21 protein-coding genes, 1 pseudogene and 1 riboswitch are annotated in these 21,263 nt (G+C 50.5%); of the genes and pseudogenes, 12 read left to right on the top strand and 10 right to left on the bottom strand.

Translation table 11 applies throughout. From position 1 onward, the window contains the following. Nucleotides 1-192, top strand: a 192-nt coding sequence (locus WMO45_RS13330; RefSeq protein WP_349141377.1) for an S-layer homology domain-containing protein, incomplete at its 5' end; no start/stop codon positions are given. A gap of 479 nt (nt 193-671) precedes the next feature. Further along, nucleotides 672-1,871 (top strand): annotated as a pseudogene (locus tag WMO45_RS13325) (IS256 family transposase). Nucleotides 1,872-2,458: 587 nt separating this feature from the next. Here WMO45_RS13325 and WMO45_RS13320 read toward each other — a convergent pair. The 5 genes from WMO45_RS13320 to WMO45_RS13300 all read right to left on the bottom strand — a co-directional run bounded on the left by WMO45_RS13320 (nt 2,459) and on the right by WMO45_RS13300 (nt 6,196). Then, on the bottom strand, nt 2,459-2,869 hold the full coding sequence (locus tag WMO45_RS13320; RefSeq protein WP_349141376.1) for a universal stress protein: 411 nt from the start codon (nt 2,867-2,869) through the stop codon (nt 2,459-2,461). Between the two features lie 18 nt (nt 2,870-2,887). Next, a complete protein-coding gene (locus WMO45_RS13315; RefSeq protein ID WP_349141375.1) occupies nt 2,888-3,889 on the bottom strand; it encodes a GGGtGRT protein in 1,002 nt (333 codons plus the stop codon). A gap of 15 nt (nt 3,890-3,904) precedes the next feature. Further along, on the bottom strand, nt 3,905-4,597 hold the full coding sequence (locus WMO45_RS13310) for an iron-sulfur cluster assembly scaffold protein (protein ID WP_349141374.1): 693 nt from the start codon (nt 4,595-4,597) through the stop codon (nt 3,905-3,907). 89 nt (nt 4,598-4,686) lie between these two features. Next, a riboswitch (Fluoride riboswitch) is annotated at nt 4,687-4,762 on the bottom strand. Nucleotides 4,763-4,864: 102 nt separating this feature from the next. Next, on the bottom strand, nt 4,865-5,965 hold the full coding sequence (locus WMO45_RS13305; protein ID WP_349141372.1) for an S-layer homology domain-containing protein: 1,101 nt from the start codon (nt 5,963-5,965) through the stop codon (nt 4,865-4,867). Nucleotides 5,966-6,067: 102 nt separating this feature from the next. Beyond that, entirely contained in the window at nt 6,068-6,196 is a 129-nt protein-coding gene (locus tag WMO45_RS13300) for a hypothetical protein (RefSeq protein ID WP_349141371.1), read from the bottom strand. 393 nt (nt 6,197-6,589) lie between these two features. On the opposite strand from WMO45_RS13300, the gene WMO45_RS13295 reads away from it, so the two are divergent. The 4 genes from WMO45_RS13295 (at nt 6,590) to WMO45_RS13280 (ending at nt 8,099) form a co-directional block, all read left to right on the top strand. Then, on the top strand, nt 6,590-6,886 hold the full coding sequence (locus WMO45_RS13295) for a plasmid mobilization protein (RefSeq protein ID WP_349141370.1): 297 nt from the start codon (nt 6,590-6,592) through the stop codon (nt 6,884-6,886). Next, entirely contained in the window at nt 6,868-7,368 is a 501-nt protein-coding gene (locus tag WMO45_RS13290) for a relaxase/mobilization nuclease domain-containing protein (protein WP_349141369.1), read from the top strand. The genes WMO45_RS13295 and WMO45_RS13290 overlap by 19 nt, the downstream gene beginning before the upstream one ends. A gap of 106 nt (nt 7,369-7,474) precedes the next feature. Further along, on the top strand, nt 7,475-7,783 hold the full coding sequence (locus WMO45_RS13285; protein ID WP_349141368.1) for a type II toxin-antitoxin system RelB/DinJ family antitoxin: 309 nt from the start codon (nt 7,475-7,477) through the stop codon (nt 7,781-7,783). Continuing rightward, a complete protein-coding gene (locus WMO45_RS13280; protein WP_349141367.1) occupies nt 7,761-8,099 on the top strand; it encodes a type II toxin-antitoxin system RelE/ParE family toxin in 339 nt (112 codons plus the stop codon). The genes WMO45_RS13285 and WMO45_RS13280 overlap by 23 nt, the downstream gene beginning before the upstream one ends. A gap of 359 nt (nt 8,100-8,458) precedes the next feature. On the opposite strand, the gene WMO45_RS13275 is transcribed toward WMO45_RS13280, so the two are convergent. Genes WMO45_RS13275 through WMO45_RS13260 form a run of 4 tightly spaced genes read right to left on the bottom strand, consistent with a single transcriptional unit; the run spans nt 8,459 to nt 14,888 of the window. Continuing rightward, nucleotides 8,459-11,743, bottom strand: a complete 3,285-nt coding sequence (locus WMO45_RS13275; RefSeq protein WP_349141366.1) for a DEAD/DEAH box helicase family protein — start codon at nt 11,741-11,743, stop codon at nt 8,459-8,461. A gap of 11 nt (nt 11,744-11,754) precedes the next feature. After that, the gene (locus tag WMO45_RS13270; RefSeq protein ID WP_349141365.1) at nt 11,755-12,219 is read right to left on the bottom strand and encodes a hypothetical protein; all 465 of its coding nucleotides are present in this window, start codon (nt 12,217-12,219) and stop codon (nt 11,755-11,757) included. An 18-nt stretch (nt 12,220-12,237) separates the two neighbouring features. Then, nucleotides 12,238-13,392, bottom strand: coding sequence for a restriction endonuclease subunit S (locus WMO45_RS13265; RefSeq protein ID WP_349141364.1), 1,155 nt, complete (start codon nt 13,390-13,392; stop codon nt 12,238-12,240). Then, nucleotides 13,392-14,888: a class I SAM-dependent DNA methyltransferase gene (locus tag WMO45_RS13260; protein ID WP_349141363.1), complete on the bottom strand. Its 1,497-nt coding sequence runs from the start codon at nt 14,886-14,888 to the stop codon at nt 13,392-13,394. The genes WMO45_RS13265 and WMO45_RS13260 overlap by 1 nt, the downstream gene beginning before the upstream one ends. Nucleotides 14,889-15,203: 315 nt before the next feature. Here WMO45_RS13260 and WMO45_RS13255 point away from each other — a divergent pair, with 315 nt between their 5' ends. From WMO45_RS13255 to WMO45_RS13240, 4 genes are all read left to right on the top strand, one after another. Beyond that, nucleotides 15,204-16,325 (top strand): amidoligase family protein, encoded by a 1,122-nt coding sequence (locus WMO45_RS13255; RefSeq protein ID WP_349141362.1) that lies wholly within the window; start codon nt 15,204-15,206, stop codon nt 16,323-16,325. Then, nucleotides 16,325-17,236 (top strand): class II glutamine amidotransferase, encoded by a 912-nt coding sequence (locus WMO45_RS13250; protein ID WP_349141361.1) that lies wholly within the window; start codon nt 16,325-16,327, stop codon nt 17,234-17,236. Before WMO45_RS13255 ends, WMO45_RS13250 begins: the two co-directional genes overlap by 1 nt. Before the next feature lie 13 nt (nt 17,237-17,249). Then, on the top strand, nt 17,250-17,615 hold the full coding sequence (locus WMO45_RS13245) for a DUF3846 domain-containing protein (RefSeq protein WP_349141360.1): 366 nt from the start codon (nt 17,250-17,252) through the stop codon (nt 17,613-17,615). 553 nt (nt 17,616-18,168) lie between these two features. Further along, complete coding sequence (locus WMO45_RS13240) at nt 18,169-18,354, top strand: helix-turn-helix domain-containing protein (protein ID WP_349141359.1); 186 nt, start codon at nt 18,169-18,171, stop codon at nt 18,352-18,354. A gap of 32 nt (nt 18,355-18,386) precedes the next feature. Here WMO45_RS13240 and WMO45_RS13235 read toward each other — a convergent pair whose 3' ends face one another. After that, nucleotides 18,387-18,731 (bottom strand): helix-turn-helix domain-containing protein, encoded by a 345-nt coding sequence (locus WMO45_RS13235; protein WP_349141358.1) that lies wholly within the window; start codon nt 18,729-18,731, stop codon nt 18,387-18,389. A gap of 142 nt (nt 18,732-18,873) precedes the next feature. Here WMO45_RS13235 and WMO45_RS13230 point away from each other — a divergent pair, with 142 nt between their 5' ends. Together WMO45_RS13230 and WMO45_RS13225 are read left to right on the top strand one after the other, a co-directional pair. Beyond that, nucleotides 18,874-19,512, top strand: coding sequence for a zinc ribbon domain-containing protein (locus WMO45_RS13230; RefSeq protein ID WP_349141357.1), 639 nt, complete (start codon nt 18,874-18,876; stop codon nt 19,510-19,512). 20 nt (nt 19,513-19,532) lie between these two features. Then, nucleotides 19,533-20,426, top strand: a complete 894-nt coding sequence (locus WMO45_RS13225; protein WP_349141356.1) for a hypothetical protein — start codon at nt 19,533-19,535, stop codon at nt 20,424-20,426. Nucleotides 20,427-21,263: the final 837 nt, after the last annotated feature.

Raw genomic sequence — 21,263 nt, 5'->3', positions numbered from 1 at the left:
ACGGAGGGCAGCCTGACCGGCTTTGCCGACGCCGCCTCCGTGTCCGCCTGGGCGCAGGACGCCATGGAGTGGGCGGTCGCCGAGGGCATCCTCACCGGCAAGAACGGCTCGGTTCTGGATCCCCAGGGCACCGCCAGCCGCGCTGAGGTAGCCATGATGCTCATGCGGTTTACTCAGAGCGAAAACAACTAATTTTGTATCCTTCCTTTCCTTTTCTTTTCTTCTTTTTCTTGGCTGGCCCATGGATGTACTCCATGGGCCAGCCGCCTTTTTGTGTTGAAACGGAATGGAAGAACTGAAGTAAAACAAAGCAGCATACTGTCGGTGTCCTACGGTATACAATGGGAGCAAACACACAGAACGGGAGGACATGCCGATGAACGCACAGAGTTCATAGCCATCAAAGACTATCTGGCAGGTGTCTCGCCGGTTTGATGGGACCCGGAATCCGGAGGCCCTGTTCCGGGCGCTCATTCAGGCACACAAGAGTTAAAAAATTCGCACAGCGGAAGGGAGGACGGGGTATGAAACAATAGAATACAGCGGGCTATCTGCATTTGTCCAGAGAGGACGGGGACAAGGCGGAGAGCGGCAGGCATGAGACTATCCCAAGTTTTGTGTAAATCTCCTGTGCGGTGTAGAATAGAAGCACCGCACAGGAGGTTTTACATATGGCCAGAAAGAATCGCACCTCGGAAGAAAATGCCCGTCGAGAAAAAATCCGTGAGCTGCTGCAGATGGCAAACATCGGCAGCATGGATGACATCCAGAATCTGTTCAAGGAGACCATTGCCGAGTTCAGGAGAATGGTCTGGAGGCGGAGATGGACGACGAACTGGGCTACAGCAAGTACGACTACAAGAACAATCACATAGACAACAGCCACAACGGCCAAAGCAGCAAAACGCCACGCACCAGCTTTGGAGATGTGAATGTGTCGGTCCCTCGAGACCGGAAGTGGAAATTTGAACCCCAGGTACTGAAAAAGAACCAAACCAGCATCAGTCAGGACATTGAGGAGAAGATCCTGTCCATGTATGCCAAGGGCATGACCACTGGTGACATTGAGACCCACATCCAGGACATCTATGGTATTTCTGTTTCAGATAGTACCATCAGCCGAATTACCGACAAGATCCTGCCCATCGCCAAAGAGTGGCAGCAGCGGCCCCTGGAGTCCATCTGCGCTGTGGTCTTTCCTGAATGACGTCTACTACCATGTCCGCAGCGAAGGACAGATTGTGAAGAAAGCAGTATACATTGCCATTGGTGTCAATCTGGATAGCCGGAAAGATGTCCTGGGTATGTGGGTTGGCGAAAACCAGAGCGCCAAGTTCTGGGCAACTGTATTCAATGGTCTGAAAAACCGGGGTGTAGAGGATATTTTTATCGCCTGCACGGACAATTTGACGGGATTTGATGCGGCCATCCATGTCACCTTCCCACAGACCGAGATCCAAAACTGCATCACCCATTAGCTGCGCAATTCCAGCAAGTATGTGTCCTATAAGGAACTGAAGACGGTCTATGCCGCCCTGGACGCTCTGGACGCCTTTGGGAAACACTGGGACAAGAAATACCACAAAATCTCCCAGTCCTGGCGGGCCAACTGGGCCAATCTCAGCACCTATTTCAAGTACCACCTGGAGGTACGCAGACTGATCTACACCACCAATACCATTGAGGGTTTCAACCGCCAGCTACACAAGGTAACCAAGGCTAAGTCTGTTTTTCCCACCGATGACAGCCAACTTAAAATGCTATATCTGGCCATGATGGACATTACGAAAAAGTGGACCGGGCGGCGGCAGGACTGGAGCCTGATCCACGCACAGATGGCCATCTATTTTGCCGAGCGTATGCCTGAGTAACACTGCTGGTGTCGGATGTCAAGGAGAAGATAAATGACTCCGCCGCCCTTGATATCCAACCCCATCAGCGTTTTTTGTTAAAAAGGCGATAGCCGGATTCCTTGGCTACCGCTCTGAATAAATTTCGCTCTATTCCCACCTCACATGGAGTTTACGCAGAATTTGGAATTGCCCCTAGCCTTGCCTGGAAACTCCACGGGGCCAAACGGACGGTAGACCATACAGTAATTTAGGCATACCCCGTACTGCGGATTACACCAATAGAAAGGAAAACCAGTCATTTTTCAAAAATTTCCATTCAGGGCAAATCGTTTTGATTAACAGATGATATCATACATTGCGGCATGGAGTAACCATTCAGTCACTGCTGTCAGATGAACCGCGGAAAACACCGTTTCAATTTGACCGCCCTATCAAAAATAGACTTACCAAGAACCCCTTCGTTCAAAGATTGTTCCATAATATGTATGAATGAGTCCCCCGACAAAGTCGGGGGACTTCATTTCTTATAATCTAAACTTCCTTCACCAATACCAGGCAGGGTATTAGAAAGCCTCGCATTCAACTTCCTGTTATCCGAATTACTTTTATTTGGTCTGCATCTCCGGAACAATTACTACCACACACTTTGCATATTTCACCACATGGTTTGTGACGGAACCGATCATCTGTATCCATCCGGACTTTGTGGACTTGGTCATAACAATGATGTCGATTTCCGTTTCCTCAGCAAAGCGAAGAATTTCTTCCCCAGCCCGGCCAAAACGGACCTCGGTTGCTACGGAGAAGTCAGACAGTGTATGAGCGCTTTCCTGAAGAATAGGAAGAGCTTCTTCCTTAGCAAGTGCGCACTGCTCTTTACAACGAATGTCATCCCAATCCTCCCGGACAAGGAGAAGTGTTACGGACACTTCCGAAGGCGTATACCGTTCCTTGATCCAATCAATGGACTGTTTGCTGCGGTCACTCCCGTCAATGGGAACGAGTAATCTCAACATTATGTTCCCTCCTTATATTCAATGATTTAAGCACTCTGCTACCGCCACGGCTACGGCAACAGTAGCGCCTACCATTGGGTTATTCCCCATGCCCAGGAAGCCCATCATTTCCACATGAGCGGGGACAGAACTGGAACCGGCAAACTGAGCATCGGAGTGCATCCGGCCCATGGTGTCTGTCATGCCGTAAGATGCAGGGCCGGCAGCCATGTTATCGGGATGGAGCGTTCTGCCGGTACCGCCGCCGGAGGCTACGGAGAAATACCTCTTTCCCTGCGCCACACACTCTTTTTTGTAGGTTCCCGCCACAGGATGCTGGAACCGGGTGGGGTTGGTGGAGTTTCCAGTAATAGATACATCTACGCCTTCCAGGTGCATGATGGCAACGCCTTCCCGTACATCATCCGCGCCATAGCAGCGGACAGCAGCCCGTTCTTTTTTAGAATAGGGGATTTCACGAATAACAGTAACCTTGCCTGTGGTATAGTCAAACTGGGTCTGTACATAGGTAAATCCGTTGATTCGGGAGATAATCTGTGCGGCATCCTTACCCAATCCATTCAGGATTACCCGCAGAGGCTTCTGCCGGGCCTTGTTTGCATTTTTTACAATGCCGATGGCTCCCTCCGCCGCAGCAAAGGACTCGTGACCGGCCAGGAATGCAAAGCACTCGGTTTCATCCCGCAGCAGCATAGCGGCGAGATTGCCATGTCCAAGGCCAACTTTTCGGTCATCGGCTACCGAGCCAGGAATGCAAAAAGACTGCAAACCGATCCCAATGGCCTCCGCCGCCTCGGGCGCGGTTTTGCATCCTTTTTTGATGGCAATGGCAGCTCCCACAATGTAAGCCCAGCAGGCATTCTCGAACGCGATTGGCTGGACTTCCTTCACGATTTTGTAGGGATTAACGCCGTTTGATTGGCAGATTTCTTTTGCTTCTTCCAAGGATGCAATGCCGTATTCATTCAAAACGGAATTGATCTTCTCAATTCTGCGCTCATAACCTTCAAACAGTGCCATATTTAATCACCCCCCTCATTCCATTCTGGGGTCAATGTATTTGACCGCATCTGCAAACTGGCCATAGGTTCCTTTGGCTTTCTCTACGGCAGCAGTAGCGTCCTCGCCCTTTTTTAACGCATCCGTCAACTTTCCTAAGTTCAAAAACTCATATCCAATGATTTCATTATCCTCATTTAAGGCCAGCCTTGTGACATAGCCTTCGGCCATTTCCAGGTAACGAGCGCCTTTCAACTTTGTTCCGAACATGGTTCCCACTTGGCTGCGCATCCCCTTGCCCAAATCCTCAAGACTTGCGCCGATGGGCAGGCCACCCTCAGAAAAGGCAGTCTGGCTGCGGCCATAGACGATCTGCAAAAATAGTTCGCGCATCGCAACATTGATGGCGTCGCAGACCAAGTCGGTATTCATAGCCTCCAGGATCGTTTTACCAGGGAGAATTTCAGAAGCCATGGCTGCAGAGTGGGTCATTCCTGAACATCCCAAGGTTTCCACCAGGGCCTCCTCAATGATGCCATTTTTAACATTCAGCGTGAGTTTGCACGCTCCTTGCTGAGGGGCGCACCAACCGATACCATGGGTAAGGCCGGAAATATCCTTGATTTCCTTTGCCTGAATCCACTTTCCTTCTTCTGGGATAGGGGCTGGGCCGTGGTATGCGCCCTTAGCTACGGGACACATATGCTCCACTTCGGTGGAATAGATCATATCAATCTCCTCCTTTGGTGTATGGGTAAACATTCTCCCTGCTTTTCGCCTATAAAACGCAAAAAAGCTGATAACCCCACAAGCATCCTATGCTTGCAGAAGTCATCAGCTTACTCAGCGGTTTAGGTTATCACACCAAGGGAGAACTTCATTCCCTAATTTATTATAGCACAAAATCAAATGTAGTACAATAATTTATAATTGATTTGCCGTATAAGAAAATTCCTCCGGCTGCAATCACGCAGCCAGAGGAATTTTGAGTATCTTTTACTTTGCAAGTGCACTCAAAATGGTTTCCGCCATCTCCTGAGTGGCATCGCCCTTGGGAGCCAGAATTCCTTCTTCGACTGCGGAAATGTAACCCCTCTGATGACCCCAGGCGAAAGCAGGCTGAGCCCACAGGGAGATATCGCCCACATCACTGAACTGGGTCAGGCCGGCGTAATCCATCAGCATGGGACTGCCTTCGTAGCGCCACAGGATCGTCACTAGCTGCTCGCGGGATACAGCGTCATCAGGGCCAAAAGTGCCATCACCATAACCGCCCATATAGCCTTTGCTGGTGACCCAACGGATCGCTTCGGCATACTGCGCATCATCGGCCACATCGCTGTATTCCATGGCAAAATCCACGGAGGGTTTTCCGGCCTGCTCATACATCATCATAGCCAGTTCACCACGGGTCACGGTCTCCTCCGCAATCTGGACCTCGCCGGGCAACAGCATCAAATAGCTGGCATGAGCCTGGCCGGGATAACTATCCGCAACCGCACCATACCAGGCTATCACATGATTTCCCACCTGAATGTCTTCCAGGGAAAGTGCGGCATCATTGCGATACATGGACAGTTCCGTCTCATCATCCGCAAAAATAAACAGTCCGCCGTTGTCAGTGGTGATCTTGAGCTGACCGTTCTGCAAAGAAACCTCTTCAACCTCGTGGTACTGGGCACAGCCTGCATCCATAGGAATATTTCGTACCACCGCAAATGCAGCAGACTGAGGAGGCAGGGAGCGGGTCTCTACAGAGCTGTGGAACACATACACACTTTCGCCTTCCTGAAGATCGGTGGGATCAGAAGCCGCATGACGGCCGCTGTCGATCCATACGGTCTGCTCGGTGATGTTCATGACATATTCGCCGTAGCGGTCAGAAACCATGCGGAGCTGCGTAATATTCCCATTCTCGTCCTTCACAATCTCCTGTACTGTGCCATAGTACAGCACGCTGTCCGGAAGAGACATAGTTTCTTCCATAGAAACCGGCGCAGAGATGGGAACAGCGGTCGTCTCGGCTGCCATGGCGGGCAGGGCCATGGCACAGGCCAACGCACCAGTGAGCACCAATACAGTCAGTTTCTTGTTCATAAAATTCGCTCCTGTTCTGTTTGATAAATTATTTTCAAGTGTGTTTTCGAATTTGTCTGGTTAGACGTACTTCCCGCTGGAAAGTTCCGGTACATAGAAAATTTATCCCAGCAAGCGCTGATTACTTTCAAGAGAATCCCCTGGAATCGCAATGGTTTCAGAGGGGTCTTTTTTGCGTTTGCTGCAAATCTGACGAAAATAAAGTATTTTCATTAAAATCTGCTTTCCCATGGGTATCCACCTGAATAGTTCAACTATTCTGACAGACCGGGATAGGGCAAGCCGCTGACAAAGTTGGGCTGACGCTTTCTTCGCTCACAACATATTAAATGCATCAAATTTCATGCTCCGGCAGGTTGACCTGCCGGAGCAATTCTTTTTTACAGATATATAACTATAGAGTAAAGAGATATGTGACACAAAGCATATCTCTTGTGGCTACTTTGCTTATGTACCTATAACCGCTTATTGACTGTACGTGATGATCGTTTCTATCTGATTTATATTTCCCATCTTTATTGTCTCTATATCATTATTCCTATAGACAGATTATATTGATCTAATGATAAACAACATTTCTTTATAAATATGTTATCTAAATCATAAAAAAGGAGCAAAAATGTTATGAAAAGCATTCGTCCTTCAGAAGTGAAAAGCAAGACCGTGAAAGCGCGTGTTTCAGAAGAAGAATATCGTAAACTTTGTCAGAAACGAGAGGAAAGCGGATTGAGCGAAAGTGAACTGATCCGGCGTGCTATTTTTGGCTTGGAGGTGTCCGGCTGCAACGCAAAGAACCAAAAAGCCATGGAGCATATATGTAAAATTCACACTTTGTTGAACCAGGCCAGGCTCGAGATGGATGATTGTGTCCTTGATGCACTTCAAGAGGAGGTGACGGGCTTATGCCAGTCCTTATCATGATGAACAAGCCATACAACGATGACGATGCGCTGGCCACTTTGGTAAACTATGTGTGCCGTATGGGGTACGGTTATTGCGGCGGATATGGAGTAGACGTGCATAATGCCGCGCAGCAGATGCAGCTTGTAAAAGATCTTTGGGGAAAGAACCATGGTCGTCGCGTCCGGCATTTCATTTTGTCCTTTAGTCCTTCGGAACAAATTGAGTATGAGCACGCCATGAAACTCGGGTTTGATATTTGCCGGTATTACCGGGACTATCAGTCTGTCTACGGCCTGCATGAAGATACCGCTCACCAACATCTGCATTTTGCAGTCAATACAGTATCCTTTGAAACCGGGAAAATGTATTCGGAAGGTGTTTCCGACTGGCATTGCCTGCGCGGATATATCCAGGGATTGCTGCCCAAATGGTATGTGGACTTTAAAATTTCGGAAGGGCTCCGGTACGCTCAAAGCATGTTCGAGCAGTTGTGCATGTAAAAAGGCCACGCTGTGCTCATTGGGACATTTGCTTGACGGATACCAGAAATCGTAGTACGATAGTATTACAATTATAATCTATTACCATGTGTCTGGAGGCGTTTTTATGGCTATGGATGCTACCCTGCAAATTCGCATGAACGGGGATTTGAAAACCCAGGTGGAAGAACTGTATCGCAATCTGGGAACTTCTTTTGCTGAGGCCGTGCGCATTTTTGCCCAGCAGAGTCTCCGGGAAGGCGGTATGCCCTTCCGTCCAACCCTGAAAACATGGGACGAAATGACGGCCCAGGAGATCAGCGCCAAACTCTCCAGAAGTGAAGAGGATATTGCCCAGGGGAAGGTTTTCACCCAGGCGGACCTGGACAGAAAAATGAAGGAGCGGTTTGCCCATGGAAACACTGCGGCATTATGAGATCCTCTACACAGAGACCGCTATTCAGGACATGGAGGAAAAGGCGGATTATATTGCCTTCCATTTTCAGGATTCCGCATTGGCGCTGAGTTGGTACTTCCGTCTCCGCGATGCAATTCAGGAACATCTGACTACCATGCCCAACAAGTACCCCCTCTATCCGGCAGAACCATGGGCGCAGAAAGGAATCCGGCAGTTCCTGTTCCGCAATGATGTGGTGTTGTACAGCGTAGAGGAACACCACAGCCGTGTCTATATCCAAGCCGTCTGCACCAGAGGAATGGAATTGTCGATTCATTTGGATAATTCTTTTTAAAATAATGGTAATGTGCTTTTCCTTAACTTCTGATAGTGAACGTTACCAACAAAAAATAGAGGTGGGTACCGGAAGGTTCCCACCTCTACTCTGTTCCACTGCCAATTGTGATTTCGGATTCTCTTTCTGCGTTGGGAATATCGTTTCGAGGGAAGAAAGAAGTGGCTTTCCTCAGAACTGTAATTCTTCCCGTTGTACTTTGAAAAATAGGATCCAGGTAATAGCACTCTCATTTCTCACAGGACCACGCATCCACAGCACTCATATCATATTTCTGCAGAGCACACCCATGAACAGGACATGTCTTGTTTTTATATCATTTTTCACACTGCCCATAACCGTTGCCCATTCCAACTCTTTTACGCCGCCGCGTTGGCGTTAATCCGGTCAATGACGCTTTTAATCCCAGTCCACAGGGACAGGTCTGTGAAAATCTCCACGATGCTGCCCCGATCCGTAAAGGGTGGTTCCTGAAGCACGGACAGATCCTTCATCACGCCATTGTGTACGATGTACTCCACAATCTGGTTGACAAAGTAGATCTGCCGGCTGTCCAGATTGACGTCGTTTAAGTACTGGGCAAACGCCTCCTTGGCGGCGTTCATGTCCATGCCCACGATCTCCCGGACGAACTCCCCCAGCGGCTTCTGGCCGATCTCGGCCTCGTAGTCCTGTTTGGTACCCACCTCGCTCCAGAGGATGGCCTCCAGCTCCTGTATATCCTCCGCCGTCAGCGGCACATTGGAGCGCAGTTTGGCGATGGCGGGCTTGTCCTGGTGCTGCCGCACATAAAACTCCGCCTTGGCCTTGTAGTTCTTCAGGTCGTCATTCTCCAGCTCCGACTCCTTCCACTCCACGGAGAGGATATCGTCCGTAAAGTTGGTATTGTAAATCGCGCCGTCATGGGGCAGATACTTCATCAGGTTCCGCAGGCACTCTCGGATGTGCTCAAACTCATTGATTCCCGCGTTGTCCAGGTAGTCGGTATGCAGGATCTTCTCGATGAGCTCAGACTGGGCCCGGATCTCCGGGATGTTAGCCACGCTGGCCACGCCGCTGACCTTCTTCACTAGGTCCTTCCGGGCCTTCTTGTAGGTATTCCCCACCAGGTAAGCCAGTTCAATGCCGTACATCAGTGCGTCGAACCGCACGGCGCTGGCCTCGTCTGCATCTGGCTGGAGCAGGGGGGCCACCTCGTCCCGCAGATAGAGGGTGTCCTCATAGCTGAGGGCCTGGTAGCTCTCCGGGCGAGCGAACTTCTCCACATACCGCAGGTGCTGCCGCACGGCAAAGTTGTTCCGGTCCAGCTGCTGCATCTTGGCCAGCATCTCCTCCACCAACTTCTCTCGGAATGGAATCAGTTCCTCGGTCTGGTAGGCCAGGTCTTGGAGCTTGTAGACGATCTGGGCTTTCAGATAGAAAATGGCGCTTTGTAGGGGCATCTGATTGGCGGTAGCCTTTCCTTTATTCATACGGAAGAACTCAAAGTTGCCGCACAGATCGAAGATGTAGAACTTGGTCTTGTCCTCCCCGTCCACCAGTCCCGGACACAGCCGGGTACCCCGGCCGATCATTTGCCAGAACTTTGCCTTACTCATGACCTTCTTGAAGAACACCAGGTTCAGCACCTCGGGCACGTCAATGCCGGTGTCCAGCATGTCCACGGAGATGGCGATCTGGGGCAGCTTCTTGGGGTCGGAGAACTCGTCAATGGCACTCTGGGCGTAGGTCATGTAGTTGTCAATGACCTTAGCGTAGCCGGGCAGATGGGGGTACTCCTTGCCGAACACCTCCAGAATCTTCTCGGCGTGGCGGTGGTTCTTAGCGAAGATAATGGTCTTGCCCAACTTCTCCCCGTAGTCGATTTTCAGGCCGTTGGTCATCAGCAGATTCAGCGCCAGACGAATAGTGTCCTCGTTGAACAGCCACTCGTTGAGGGCGGAGGACTCAATCCGCTCGGGCAGCTCCCCGTTCTCGTCAGTAAAAGTGGCCTCATACTCCGCCTTTTCCTCCTCGGACAGGTCGGCGTAGGAAATGCCCTCCTCCAGGAATTTCAGCTTGCTCTCCACAGTGAAGAAGTCCACCAGGAAGCCGTCCTTTACCGCCTGGGCCAGTTCGTAGCCGTAAGTGGGTACGCCGCTCTCCAGTTCAAAGACCTCATAGGTGTTCTTGTCGATCTCGTCCTTGGGGGTAGCGGTGAGGCCCACCAGAGGGGCGTCGAAGTAGTTGAAAATATCCCGGTACTTGTTGTAGATGGAGCGGTGGGCCTCGTCGCAGATGACCAGATCAAAGTGGCCCACGGTGAACAGCTTTCCCTCACCGTCCTCCACCGAGTCGATGCAGTTCATCATGGTCTGGTAAGTAGAAAAGACGCAGTGGGCGGTATAGTTGTCCTTCTCCTCGCACAGGTTCGTCACGGAGAGGTCGGGCAACAGGTTCACAAAGCTGCGCTTGGCCTGAGTGACCAGGGAGTTGCGGTCGGCCAGGAAGAGGATATTTTTCACCCAGCCGTGCTGGAGGAGCACGTCTACCAGAGCGATGACCGTCCGGGTCTTACCGGAGCCGGTAGCCATAACCAGCAGGGCCTTCCGGCGGTTCTGGGCCAAAGCCTGACAGGTGGCTTTGATTGCCCCCTCCTGATAGTAGCGTCCCGCGATGGCGTGGTCCACCTGGATGTACTTGAGGCTGGTCCGCATGGCCCGGAGGTTGAAGAGTTTCTCCAGATCCCTCTTGGAGTAGAAAGCGGCCACCCGGCGTTCCGGGTAGGCGCCATCGTCCAGGCGGGTGTCAAAGCCGTTGGTGAGGAAGATCACCGGGCGGCGGCCACACTTCAGCTCCAGCAGGTCGGCGTACAGCTTGGCCTGTTGACGGCCCTTGGACGGGTCCACGCAGGTGCGCTTGGCCTCGATGACGGCCAGGGGGCGGTGGGCGTCGTCGTAGAGCACATAGTCGGCATAGCCCACCTCGCTCTTGTTGGGCATACCGGGCAGCTCCACTTCGTTCAGACAGTCCTTCCCCTCCGTCCAGCCTGCGTCGGTGAGCATGGCGTCGATGTACAGCTTGCGGGTCTTGTACTCGGAGAGATCCAGGGGCTTGGGGGTATAGCTGGGCTGCTGGGCCTCCCGGCGGGCGGTGAGCTCCGCTTTGAGGGCTTCATTTTCCGCCATGAGGGCGGCTAGGTCCACCTCAGGGATAGGAGTGGGTGCCGGGGCGGCGGCCTGCTCCTCCAACAGGGCGGGGGCAAATGCTCCAGGGGTGTAAGTCGTGCCGTAGCAGCAGGCCACAAAGTCCATGAAGTACCAGAGGTTTTCCAGGCACAGCCGGGCCTGCTCCCTGGTGATCTTCTGGTTTTTATGGGCGGCGGCGTTGCCCGTCTGGCGGATGTACCGAAGGCGCTGCCACAGATCCCGGTCCACGATGGCCCTGAAATCCTCGGTGTCCATGAGGCTACAAAGCCGGTCGTCGTAGGGCATGACCAACCCGCTGTCCACGGAGTACATCCATTTGACGGCAAACTCCATGCACCGGCGGCAGTTGAGCACACAGACCGCCGGGTCGATGGCATAGATTTTTTCCGCCGCAACAGCCACCTCCCCGAAGGTGATGAATTGCGGATCGGAGAGGAGAAAATCGAAGTTGGTCATAAGTTAACTCCTTAATAAAGTGCATTCGCTTTAACCAGCAATGCATTATTACGCCCACCGCCTACTGATATGCGAAATGCTTTTTCTCCCTTCTTTCGACTAATTGTAATAGATTCTTTTCCTTCCGCAAAGATCTTTTCGACAATATCTTTATGCAGAACTGCATACTCACTTTGATGTAGAGGTTCCTGGCCACACACCAACCCAACCGACAGTTCCAAATCAAGTGCCATATAATTTTTTAGCTCTTGAATATCTGAATCCGAAAAAACGAACTGCCAACTATTATAGTCTTTTGTTTTGGTAACGGGAGCGGAACGATACTTTACAAAAAGGCGGAAGTCTTTATGATCAGTTGTGAAATCATAAACTTGCCTATCCGTTCCACCCTCAATCAACGCAGGGCATATGTTATGGTTCAGCAATGTAGACAAAATGGCACCATAATAGAAATCAGCTTCTTTTAGCATCGACATAACATCACTCTCCCTTTTTCATCCAAAGTACTGCTGCATCAAGGCTTTTTTCAGTATTTCCAGTTTATCAAGGCTCTGCTGAATCATCAATTTTGATCTACTTGTGCTTTGAATAAACGAGGAAAAACTTCTCTGCAACTCAATTGGGACATTGAAAACCTTACACTTTTTTAACGCAAAAATCTTTAATTCAGCAAATGTTGTGCCAGATGCAATGCTGCTATAATCAGCCATAATCCTATCTTTCAGTGTATATAGTAGAAAAACAGGATCAAAATTGTCACTAATTCCATGCACCCACAAGACCCGACCGTCTTTAAAGTAGAACGGATCATCTGTATCCACAAGCCATATTCGTCCGTCCGGGCAAATAGACGGCATCAATAAATCTCCTTTTTGAGGCTTGCCCGACATGTCACAAAGTTCATTATAGTGTTCCTCTGTAATAAAAAGTTCTGGAGTAATTGTCAGCCCTTCTGCCAAGGCCCCAACTTCTGTCCCACGATAAAAAGGAATTCCTTCCTCTTTCAATTCTTCAACAAAAACCCGTTTGCTGGAACCTACCTCTGCTATATCCTCCAAGCAACAAGTCTTCCAGCCTTTGGGGTTAGTTTTACAATCCCCAAACATCTCCACAAACCGGGCTTTGACCAGCAGGTCCAGCTTGTCCAGCTGCGCCCGGCGCTTGGCGATCAGGTCGCTGACTTTGTCCAGCAGGGCGGCAATGCGGCGCTGTTCTTCTTTTCCAACTAAAGGAACGGGGTATTTTGCTACTTGCTTGGGTTGTGCTCTTGTTAAAGAACCTCCAATGCCAGCAACCTGAGAAACAAGTAAGTTACGAAAAGTTGGCGATGAAAAATACCATTTCAAATAATCTGAATCTATGTCAAGATTCCTTATCACAATCCATTCGGAAGAAGCCAAAAGTGGGTAGGATGTATGCTGTTTTACAACCCAAACCCGGTTAATTCTCGGATTGATTTTACAAACTAACACATCACCCTCTTCGACTGTTATTTTTGATGACCCTATATCCGTCCCTTTTATGATCTCTGGATGCTGTAATTCAAAACTTGGAACGCTGTATAATTCATACACTGTATCCGGATTATCTGATGGATTGACAGTAGAGCCAATGTACTGATTTATCTCTTCAACAGTTTTTATTTCCATCACACCATCTCCTCCAGTTCCGCCAAGCCCTTGGTGATCTCCATCTCCAGCTCCTTGAGGTCGGCCAGAATCTCCTGGGTGGAGGGGTACTCCACGGGGACATACTCCACCTTCTTGTACTTATTGATAGACAGGTCATAGCCATTCTGGGCAATCTCCTCCTTGGGCACCAGGAAGGACTGCTCCGTGCGCTCACGCTTCTTCTCACCTTCCCGGTTATGGAACCGCTTGACGATGTCAGGGATGTCATTCTCCTTTATTTCGGTGCGCTTGTCGTCCAGGGAGAAGCCGTCGGCCTTCATGTCGTAAAACCACACGTCATCTGTGCCGCCGTGGCCCGTCTTGGTGAACACCAGCACCGCCGTGGACACCCCGGCGTAGGGCTTGAACACCCCGCTGGGCATGGAGACCACCGCCTCCAGCCGGTTGCCCTCCACGATCTCCTTGCGGATGTCCTTGTGGGCCTTGGAGGAGCCAAACAGCACCCCGTCGGGCACGATAACGGCGCACCGTCCGCCCACCTTCAGCATCCGCAGGAAGAGGGCCAGGAACAGCAGCTCAGTCTTCTTCGTCTTGCACACCTTCAGCAGGTCGGCGGATACGATGTCCGCGTCCAGGCTCCCCTTGAAGGGGGGATTGGCCAGAATGAGGGTGTACTTCTCCCGGTCGGTGTTCTGGTCGCTGAGACTGTCCCGGTATTCAATATAGGGGTTGTCGATGCCGTGGGTCATCATGTTCATGGCCCCGATGCGCAGCATGGTGCGGTCCATGTCGTAGCCGTGGAACATGTGGTTCATGTAGTGGTCTTTCTTCTGGCGGTCAAAGAAGATTTCTTCTTTCCTGTTCTCCTTGAGGTATTCCCCCGCCGCCACCAGGAAGCCGCTGGTGCCGCAGGCCGGGTCGCAGATCACGTCGTCCGCCCGGGGGGCCATCAGGTCCACCATCATGCGGATGATATGCCGGGGGGTGCGGAACTGGCCGTTGACCCCGGCGGTGGCGATCTTAGACAGGAGGTATTCGTAGATGTCGCCCCGGACGTCGGCGTCGTGGAGCTGCTCCGCCTGGGCGTAGATCTCGTCCATGGCGGTGACGATTTTGTCCAGCATCAGGGGTGTGGGGATTTTAAAGATAGCGTCCCCCATGTACTTGGCGTAGGCGCTGTCCTTGTCGGCGTGGAGGTTCTTGATGAAGGGGAACACCCACTCCTGCATGACCGAATACATCTGCCCGGCGGGAAAGTCGTGGAACACCGACCACTTGAGCTGGTTGCCCAGAATGGTCCGCTCGCCCACCTGCACCTCGCCAGCAAAAATACTCTGATGGGGCAAACACAGCATGGCGCGCTCTCTGGCACGCTGATTGTCGGCGGCGTCCAGGTCGTGGATGAACATGAGATAGGTCATCTGCTCCACCACGTCCAGGGGGTTCGTTATGCCACCGGTCCAGAAGGTCTCCCAGAGACGGTCAATTTTGTTTTTCAGTTCGCCAGTAATCATGATAAATACTCCCCATTGCAGGCCTTAAGCCGAATATTGGTCACATTATATTGAAACCTTGTATGCCTGTAAACTTCTGTCATATACATAAGTATGCCAATGGCTAGTCTCATGGTCAAGCTAAATTTCCACCCACTATCTTCCGTACGCCTTATCATGTAGAATAATTCAAGTATAAAACTATAGGAGAAGTTTTTAAATCTCTGCTTCTCGCTATAAAAGCACCAAGCCGCAAATTCGATGATTCTTGATTACATATTATCCCCATGAATGACCCCGAGGCGATCGGGGGTAAAAATCATGGAGGTAATTGACATGAAAGAAGAAAGAACCTGCGGCCTGTGCGGAGAGTCATACCCTGGTGAAGACCTGTACCCATTTGACGGACTGGAACTCTGTGCGCACTGTCTGGATGAGCGGACGCTGCTCTGCCGCCACTGCGGAGAGCGGATCTGGGAGGAGGACAACGCGGGCAGCAGTGAAGTCCCCATCTGCCAGAGATGCTACGATGACCACTACACCAACTGCTGCCGGTGCGGAACGCTGCTCCACGAGTCCCAAGCCTACTACGCTGAGGACGACGACTATGACGAATCCCCGTACTGCTCGGGCTGTTTCCACACCCTGTCCGACGCCTCTCCCATCCACGACTATTATTACAAACCCAAACCTGTTTTCTATGGGACAGGCCCACGCTTCTTCGGTGTGGAACTGGAGATCGACGGAGCGGGCGAGCTCAAAAAGCACGCCCGCTCGCTGCTGGAGGTGGGTAATCAGGAGGGCGAATATTTGTACATCAAGCACGATGGTTCCCTGGATGACGGCATGGAGCTGGTGACCCATCCGGCCAGCCTGGACTACCAGCTCCACCATGTTCCATGGGCAAAGCTGTGCGGGAAGGCGGTGTCTCTGGGCTACCTCAGCCACCAGGCCAATACCTGCGGCCTGCACGTCCACGTGAGCCGGAGTGCCTTTGGCGCTGAGAGTTGGGAACAGGATCTGGCCATTGCCAGGGTGCTCTACTTTTTTGAAAAACACTGGGAGGAGCTGCTGAAGTTTTCCCGCCGGACACCCCGGCAGCTGGAACGGTGGGCGGCCCGCTACGGCTACAAGGAGCAGCCCATGGAGATCCTGGACTACGCCAAGAAAGGCTACCATGGCGGCCGTTATACCTGCGTCAATCTGCAAAATCCAGGCACCGTAGAGTTCCGGATGTTCCGTGGGACGCTGAAAGTCAATACGATCTTCGCCACATTGGAGATGCTGAACTGCATCTGCGATGCGGCGATTTTTTTATCCGATGACGAGATGAAATCCCTGGCCTGGACTACATTTGTTTCCGGCATCCAGGCGGATCAGTATCCGGAGCTGGTACAGTACCTGAAGGAGCGGCGGCTCTATGTGAACGAGCCAGTGGAGAGCGAGGTGGAGGCCTGATGTGCTGTCTGTTTGGCCTTATGGACTGCCGCCATGCCTTGACCGGCCGCCAGAAGTCCAGGTTAATCTCCTGCCTGGCCACGGAGAGCGAAGCCAGAGGAACCGACGCCGCTGGCATTGCCTACAACTCCTCCGGCCGCCTGCGGATCTACAAGCGCCCCGGCCCTGCCCATCTGCTCCGGTTCCGAATTCCAGAAGATGCTCAGGTGGTGATGGGCCACACACGCCTGACCACTCAGGGCAATGCCGCACACAACCGCAACAATCACCCCTTTGCCGGACAGGTGCCCGGGAGCAGATTTGCCCTGGCCCATAACGGCGTCCTCTACAACGATCTGTCGCTGCGCAGAAGCCATAGCCTTCCTCACACCCGGATCGAGACCGACAGCTATGTGGCAGTGCAGCTCATTGAGCAGCAAAAAGCCCTCACACCGGCCAGCCTCAGACAGATGGCGGAAACGGTGGAGGGCTCTTTTGTATTTACTGTGGTGGATGAACAGGACAATTTGTATGTGGTTAAGGGGGACAATCCATTCTGCCTGCTCCATTTCCCGCGGATAGGGCTCTATCTCTATGCCTCCACAGAGACGATCCTGAGACAAGCGGTGGCCCGCACCTGGCTGCGATGGGAACAGGCAGAGAAGATATTGATTGATAGTGGCGACATTCTGGGCATCAACCGGCGGGGAGAAATTCAGATAGATCATTTTGAAATGGGGTGGACTCTGTACCCCCATTACAGAAGCTGGCGGCAGGTTTCCGCCTGCCTGCCCGAACCGCGTTATCTGGAACAGCTGAAAAGTGTGGCGGCCTCCTTTGGCTATACGGCGGAACAGATCGACCAGCTTCTGCTGGAGGGTTGGTCTACCGACGAGATCGAGGACGCTCTGTATTGCTATGACTATCTTTGAGAGGTGAGATGGTATGCGGGTATTGATTGTAGAACCTGGAAAGGCGCCCCGTCAAAGCGAGATCAGGCGAAAACTGTCATCTATGCAGAAGGTAGTGGGTGGTACCATACAGGTGCTGTATCCCTTTGGGGAACCGGTGGCTCTGGTCTGCAACGACGAGGGCAAGCTGATGGGCCTGCCTGCCAACCGAGCCCTGCGAGATTCTGAAGGGAAGCTGTACGATATTGTGTGCGGTACCTTTTTCCTCTGCGGTGCCCCTCCGGACAGCGAGGATTTTATCAGCCTGACAGAGGAACAGATGGAGCGATACCAGCAGAGATTTCTCCACCCGGAGCTTTTCCTGAACCTGGGCGGAGAGATCCTCTGCCTGCCGTTGTGAGTGGAAAAAACGAAGGTTTTTGGAACAGGGGCTGGAGTTGGGCGCAGAAGCCCGTTCCGGCCCCTGTTTTGGTTCCAAAAGCCGTTTCAAAATTAAAGTAGGCCCTGCCAGAGTTTCTACTGCCGACCAGAATACGGAGCGGCAGTATTGAGATACAGACGCAGAAAGACCTCCTTTATCATTTTTTACAATGCAAGCTAACATAAAATTAAATCAATAAAAAGGAGGTTCTTGAAGCTCATGGAATCAAACAGAAATCGAGAAGAGTATATAGCAGCAGTACGGCGAGGTGAGATTAAGCTGGAACGCACAGGAATGTATTGGACAGATGACGAGCGCGAGCAACTGCGGATACTATACGAATTTGGAGAAGACATTACAGACTTAATGATCCGTTTTCAGCGGTATGAAAACGCGATCCTTCAGCAGCTTACAGCCCTACATTTACTGGGACCCACGCAGGCTCCCAGAGAGAGAGGGCCACGGACTCCTCGATGCAAGTGTCAAAGCTGCAAAATGATGGACTGCATTCATTGCGGCAAGGGGGGATACTATGCTCGAGAACTTTGATGACCTGCTGACCGCCGAGGAAGCCTGTGAGGTACTGAAAATCGGCAAGAACACGCTTTATGAACTGCTAGGAGCCGGAACCTTGAAGGGGTATCGAAATGGCCGGGTCTGGCGGGTTCCGAAGCAAGCCATCGTCGAGTACATCAAAACCCAGGCAAAGCTCAACTGAAAAAATTCCCTGGACACATGTTGTCCAGGGAATTACTTTATGTTCGGTTTATGTTCCTGACGATCTGCCAGCCCCTGCATATAGGCCAACGCCAGCTCCTGGCCAGGCTTGTCCAGTGTGCTCCAGACGCCCAGACAATGCTTTTGCTCTGCCGTCAGTTTGGCACTTTCATCCTGATCCGAAAAGAACTGGGCCAGAGTAATCCCAAGGCCATCGCAGATCTTTATTAGCGACGGCACAGAGGGCACATTCGTTTTATGAAGCATCGTGCTCAAGGTAGAGTAAGGAATACCAGATGCCTTGGCCAGGCGGTAATAAGTCCACGAGCGGGCCTGACAGAGCTCCTGGATACGCGCTACAACATCAAATTCCTGCATAGGGTACCTCCTGGGATTAGTACCTCTATTTTACCCAGGAGTACGGAAATCCGTTAGATTATAATATACGTTATATTTTTGTTGAAATTATAACGTTATATAGATATAATGTGTAAATAGAAATTAGAGAGGAGATGTCGACATGTATTGTTCCAATTGTGGGCACGAAGTTGAGGAAGGAGCCTCCTTTTGCTCCAACTGCGGTAATCCAATCTCACAAAAAAATCCTTCACGGGACACGCCAAAAACAGACCTGGACTATATGAGGTATGACTTGTCGCTCAATTTTACAAAATATCGCCAACTATTTATTTCCGGATACATAGTTGACGCCGTGGTAAGCGTCATCATTCTGGTGGTCTGGCTGCTGCTGGAGCCCGTTAATCTGAATGCTTATTTTTATGAGGATGTATTTCGCTGGCCAATCATTATTAGCGGCCTTCTGGCACTTATTATCAGTTCGATTCTTATCCAGTTTTTCTTTCTCAAACGCGCTTCCAATGAGCTTGTCTCCGACATTAGGCTTGCTGGAAAACAAATAATATGGAAAACTTTAAAAAATGAGAAAGCATATTTTGACATCATACGCCAGATGAATTTGGCGTCCCCCGCCAATGACACCATGCTGGCCATCATCTTTTCTGCCGGTGCGCCCACCACAAAGCTGACGAAATCTTTTATCACCCGGGCATTTTATCATAATTGCAAACAAATCGGGATTGTTATGCAGGGTTGCGCGAAAGAAATTGAACAGGACACCAAAGCATCCTATGAACGCTGAATAGAAAGGAGAGGTTCAGTGTGAACTACATAAGAAGCCTTGTTCGCCATGCTGCCATCGTACTAAATGCGGCGCTGTTTTTGGCTATTCTGAGTTCGTGCACATCCGGGAAGCAATATTCTGGTGAGTCATCAAGTCACACACCGACGGCCACCGGCATTGTCCAAACTGAGTCTCAGTCGGCGCCGACGCCTTCCTCCTTGCCCGTTGTACCCACAATCAATCCTGCATTGATTGACCCTTTTACTCCTCCGGAGGATCTGTCTCTCTGTGATGAAATCAATTTGCGGGATGGGACAGAGGCAGAAAATAAAATCTGGATTAGCGACCATGCGGATCAGTGGGTCAAGATTGCTGGTCTGGAGTTGGATTGGGACAAAAGCGGCGACGATTTGTATGTCTATTACGCCCCTCATGAGCCAGGCGGAGATAGCTTTCAAGTGAACGGTGACATGAACTTTTTGATCGTCCTGTCAGATGGGCTGTCCGACACTGCATATATGTTTCTGGCAAATGTGGGTGGTTCTATTGCCGGAAATAATGCATTCATCGAAAATGCAGAAAGCATAGCTTCTGATCCAACAGGCCCAAATGGAGAAGCTCCAGGCTCAGATGGGTTCGCACCGTCCCTATCTTTTACCGCAGACGATATCACCAGCAATCAACCAAGGTTTTTGAGCAACTACGAAGGGCAGTATGTCACAGTATCCGGAATCAATGTATATGGCATCTATGAGGAGCATATTGGCGGTTCCGTGAACATCTATTTCAGCAATCAAGATGACTTGTTTGCGGTAAATGAGGGGAATGTGATTACGGTGTCTGGATATGTTTCACAGGATGATCTTTGGGAAGACGTCATCATTACAGATGCTGTATTGGTCAGCGTTGATAAGGAGTCCATGTGGGGATAAGGGGAATCATTTTATCTCCCCTGTTTTCTAACATTTTTTCTAACACAAATCTTGAAAACACTCATTCCCAGATGGGTCACTGCTCATATATCTGGGAATGGCGCAAGCCTTTCAAAAATTTTCTTCTCAAATTAGTTCTCAGATCTGCGCATTTCTCACGAATTTGAGAACCTTTTTGTTTCAAAAGGCCCTCATAACCCGGAGGTCGTAGGTTCAAATCCTGCCCCCGCAACCAGAAAAAGTACCGCAATCCGTTGGATTGCGGTACTTTTTTGTACTTTTTGAGTCTTTCTATTTTTGCGTTTCTAACACATTTCTAACACTCTGGTTCTAGATGGAATGGATCCCTGATTGCGGATGGAACAGGTTTAAAAGAAAAACACAAATGTACAGGTGTACACGGTTTTGCTGCATATAATAATGCATGTAAATTTTTAAATGAAGAGTTTCATTTTATGTAACTGCAACGTGGCAGCGAACTTACTTTATACAAACTGCCAAAGAAATATAGAAACAAAATTGAACGATATCTGCTATATAATGGATAATAAATGTAAATTTCAATCCATTTAAAGGAGTAATACATTCCAATAAAGAAATAAAAATATGCAATATAGATAAAATATTTTGATTATACAAAAACGGGTTGACAGATTTGTAAAAAAATATTAGCATACTAGTAAACAAAAAAGGCACCATGGTGCCTTTCCTTTCTCTTGCCAGAGAAAGGAAAAAGAAGCCTCCGGGCAGGAAAGAATAGCGTTAAATTGCAACGTTTGAATAAAACAAAAATGACAAAGCAAGTTAGTGAGCAAGACGATGAAAAGAACGACAGGA

This window comes from Flavonifractor hominis, assembly GCF_040095835.1.
Taxonomy (GTDB): domain Bacteria; phylum Bacillota; class Clostridia; order Oscillospirales; family Oscillospiraceae; genus Flavonifractor; species Flavonifractor hominis.
Note: the sequence above shows the minus strand (reverse complement) of the source record. Positions and strands in the feature narration are given on the sequence as shown.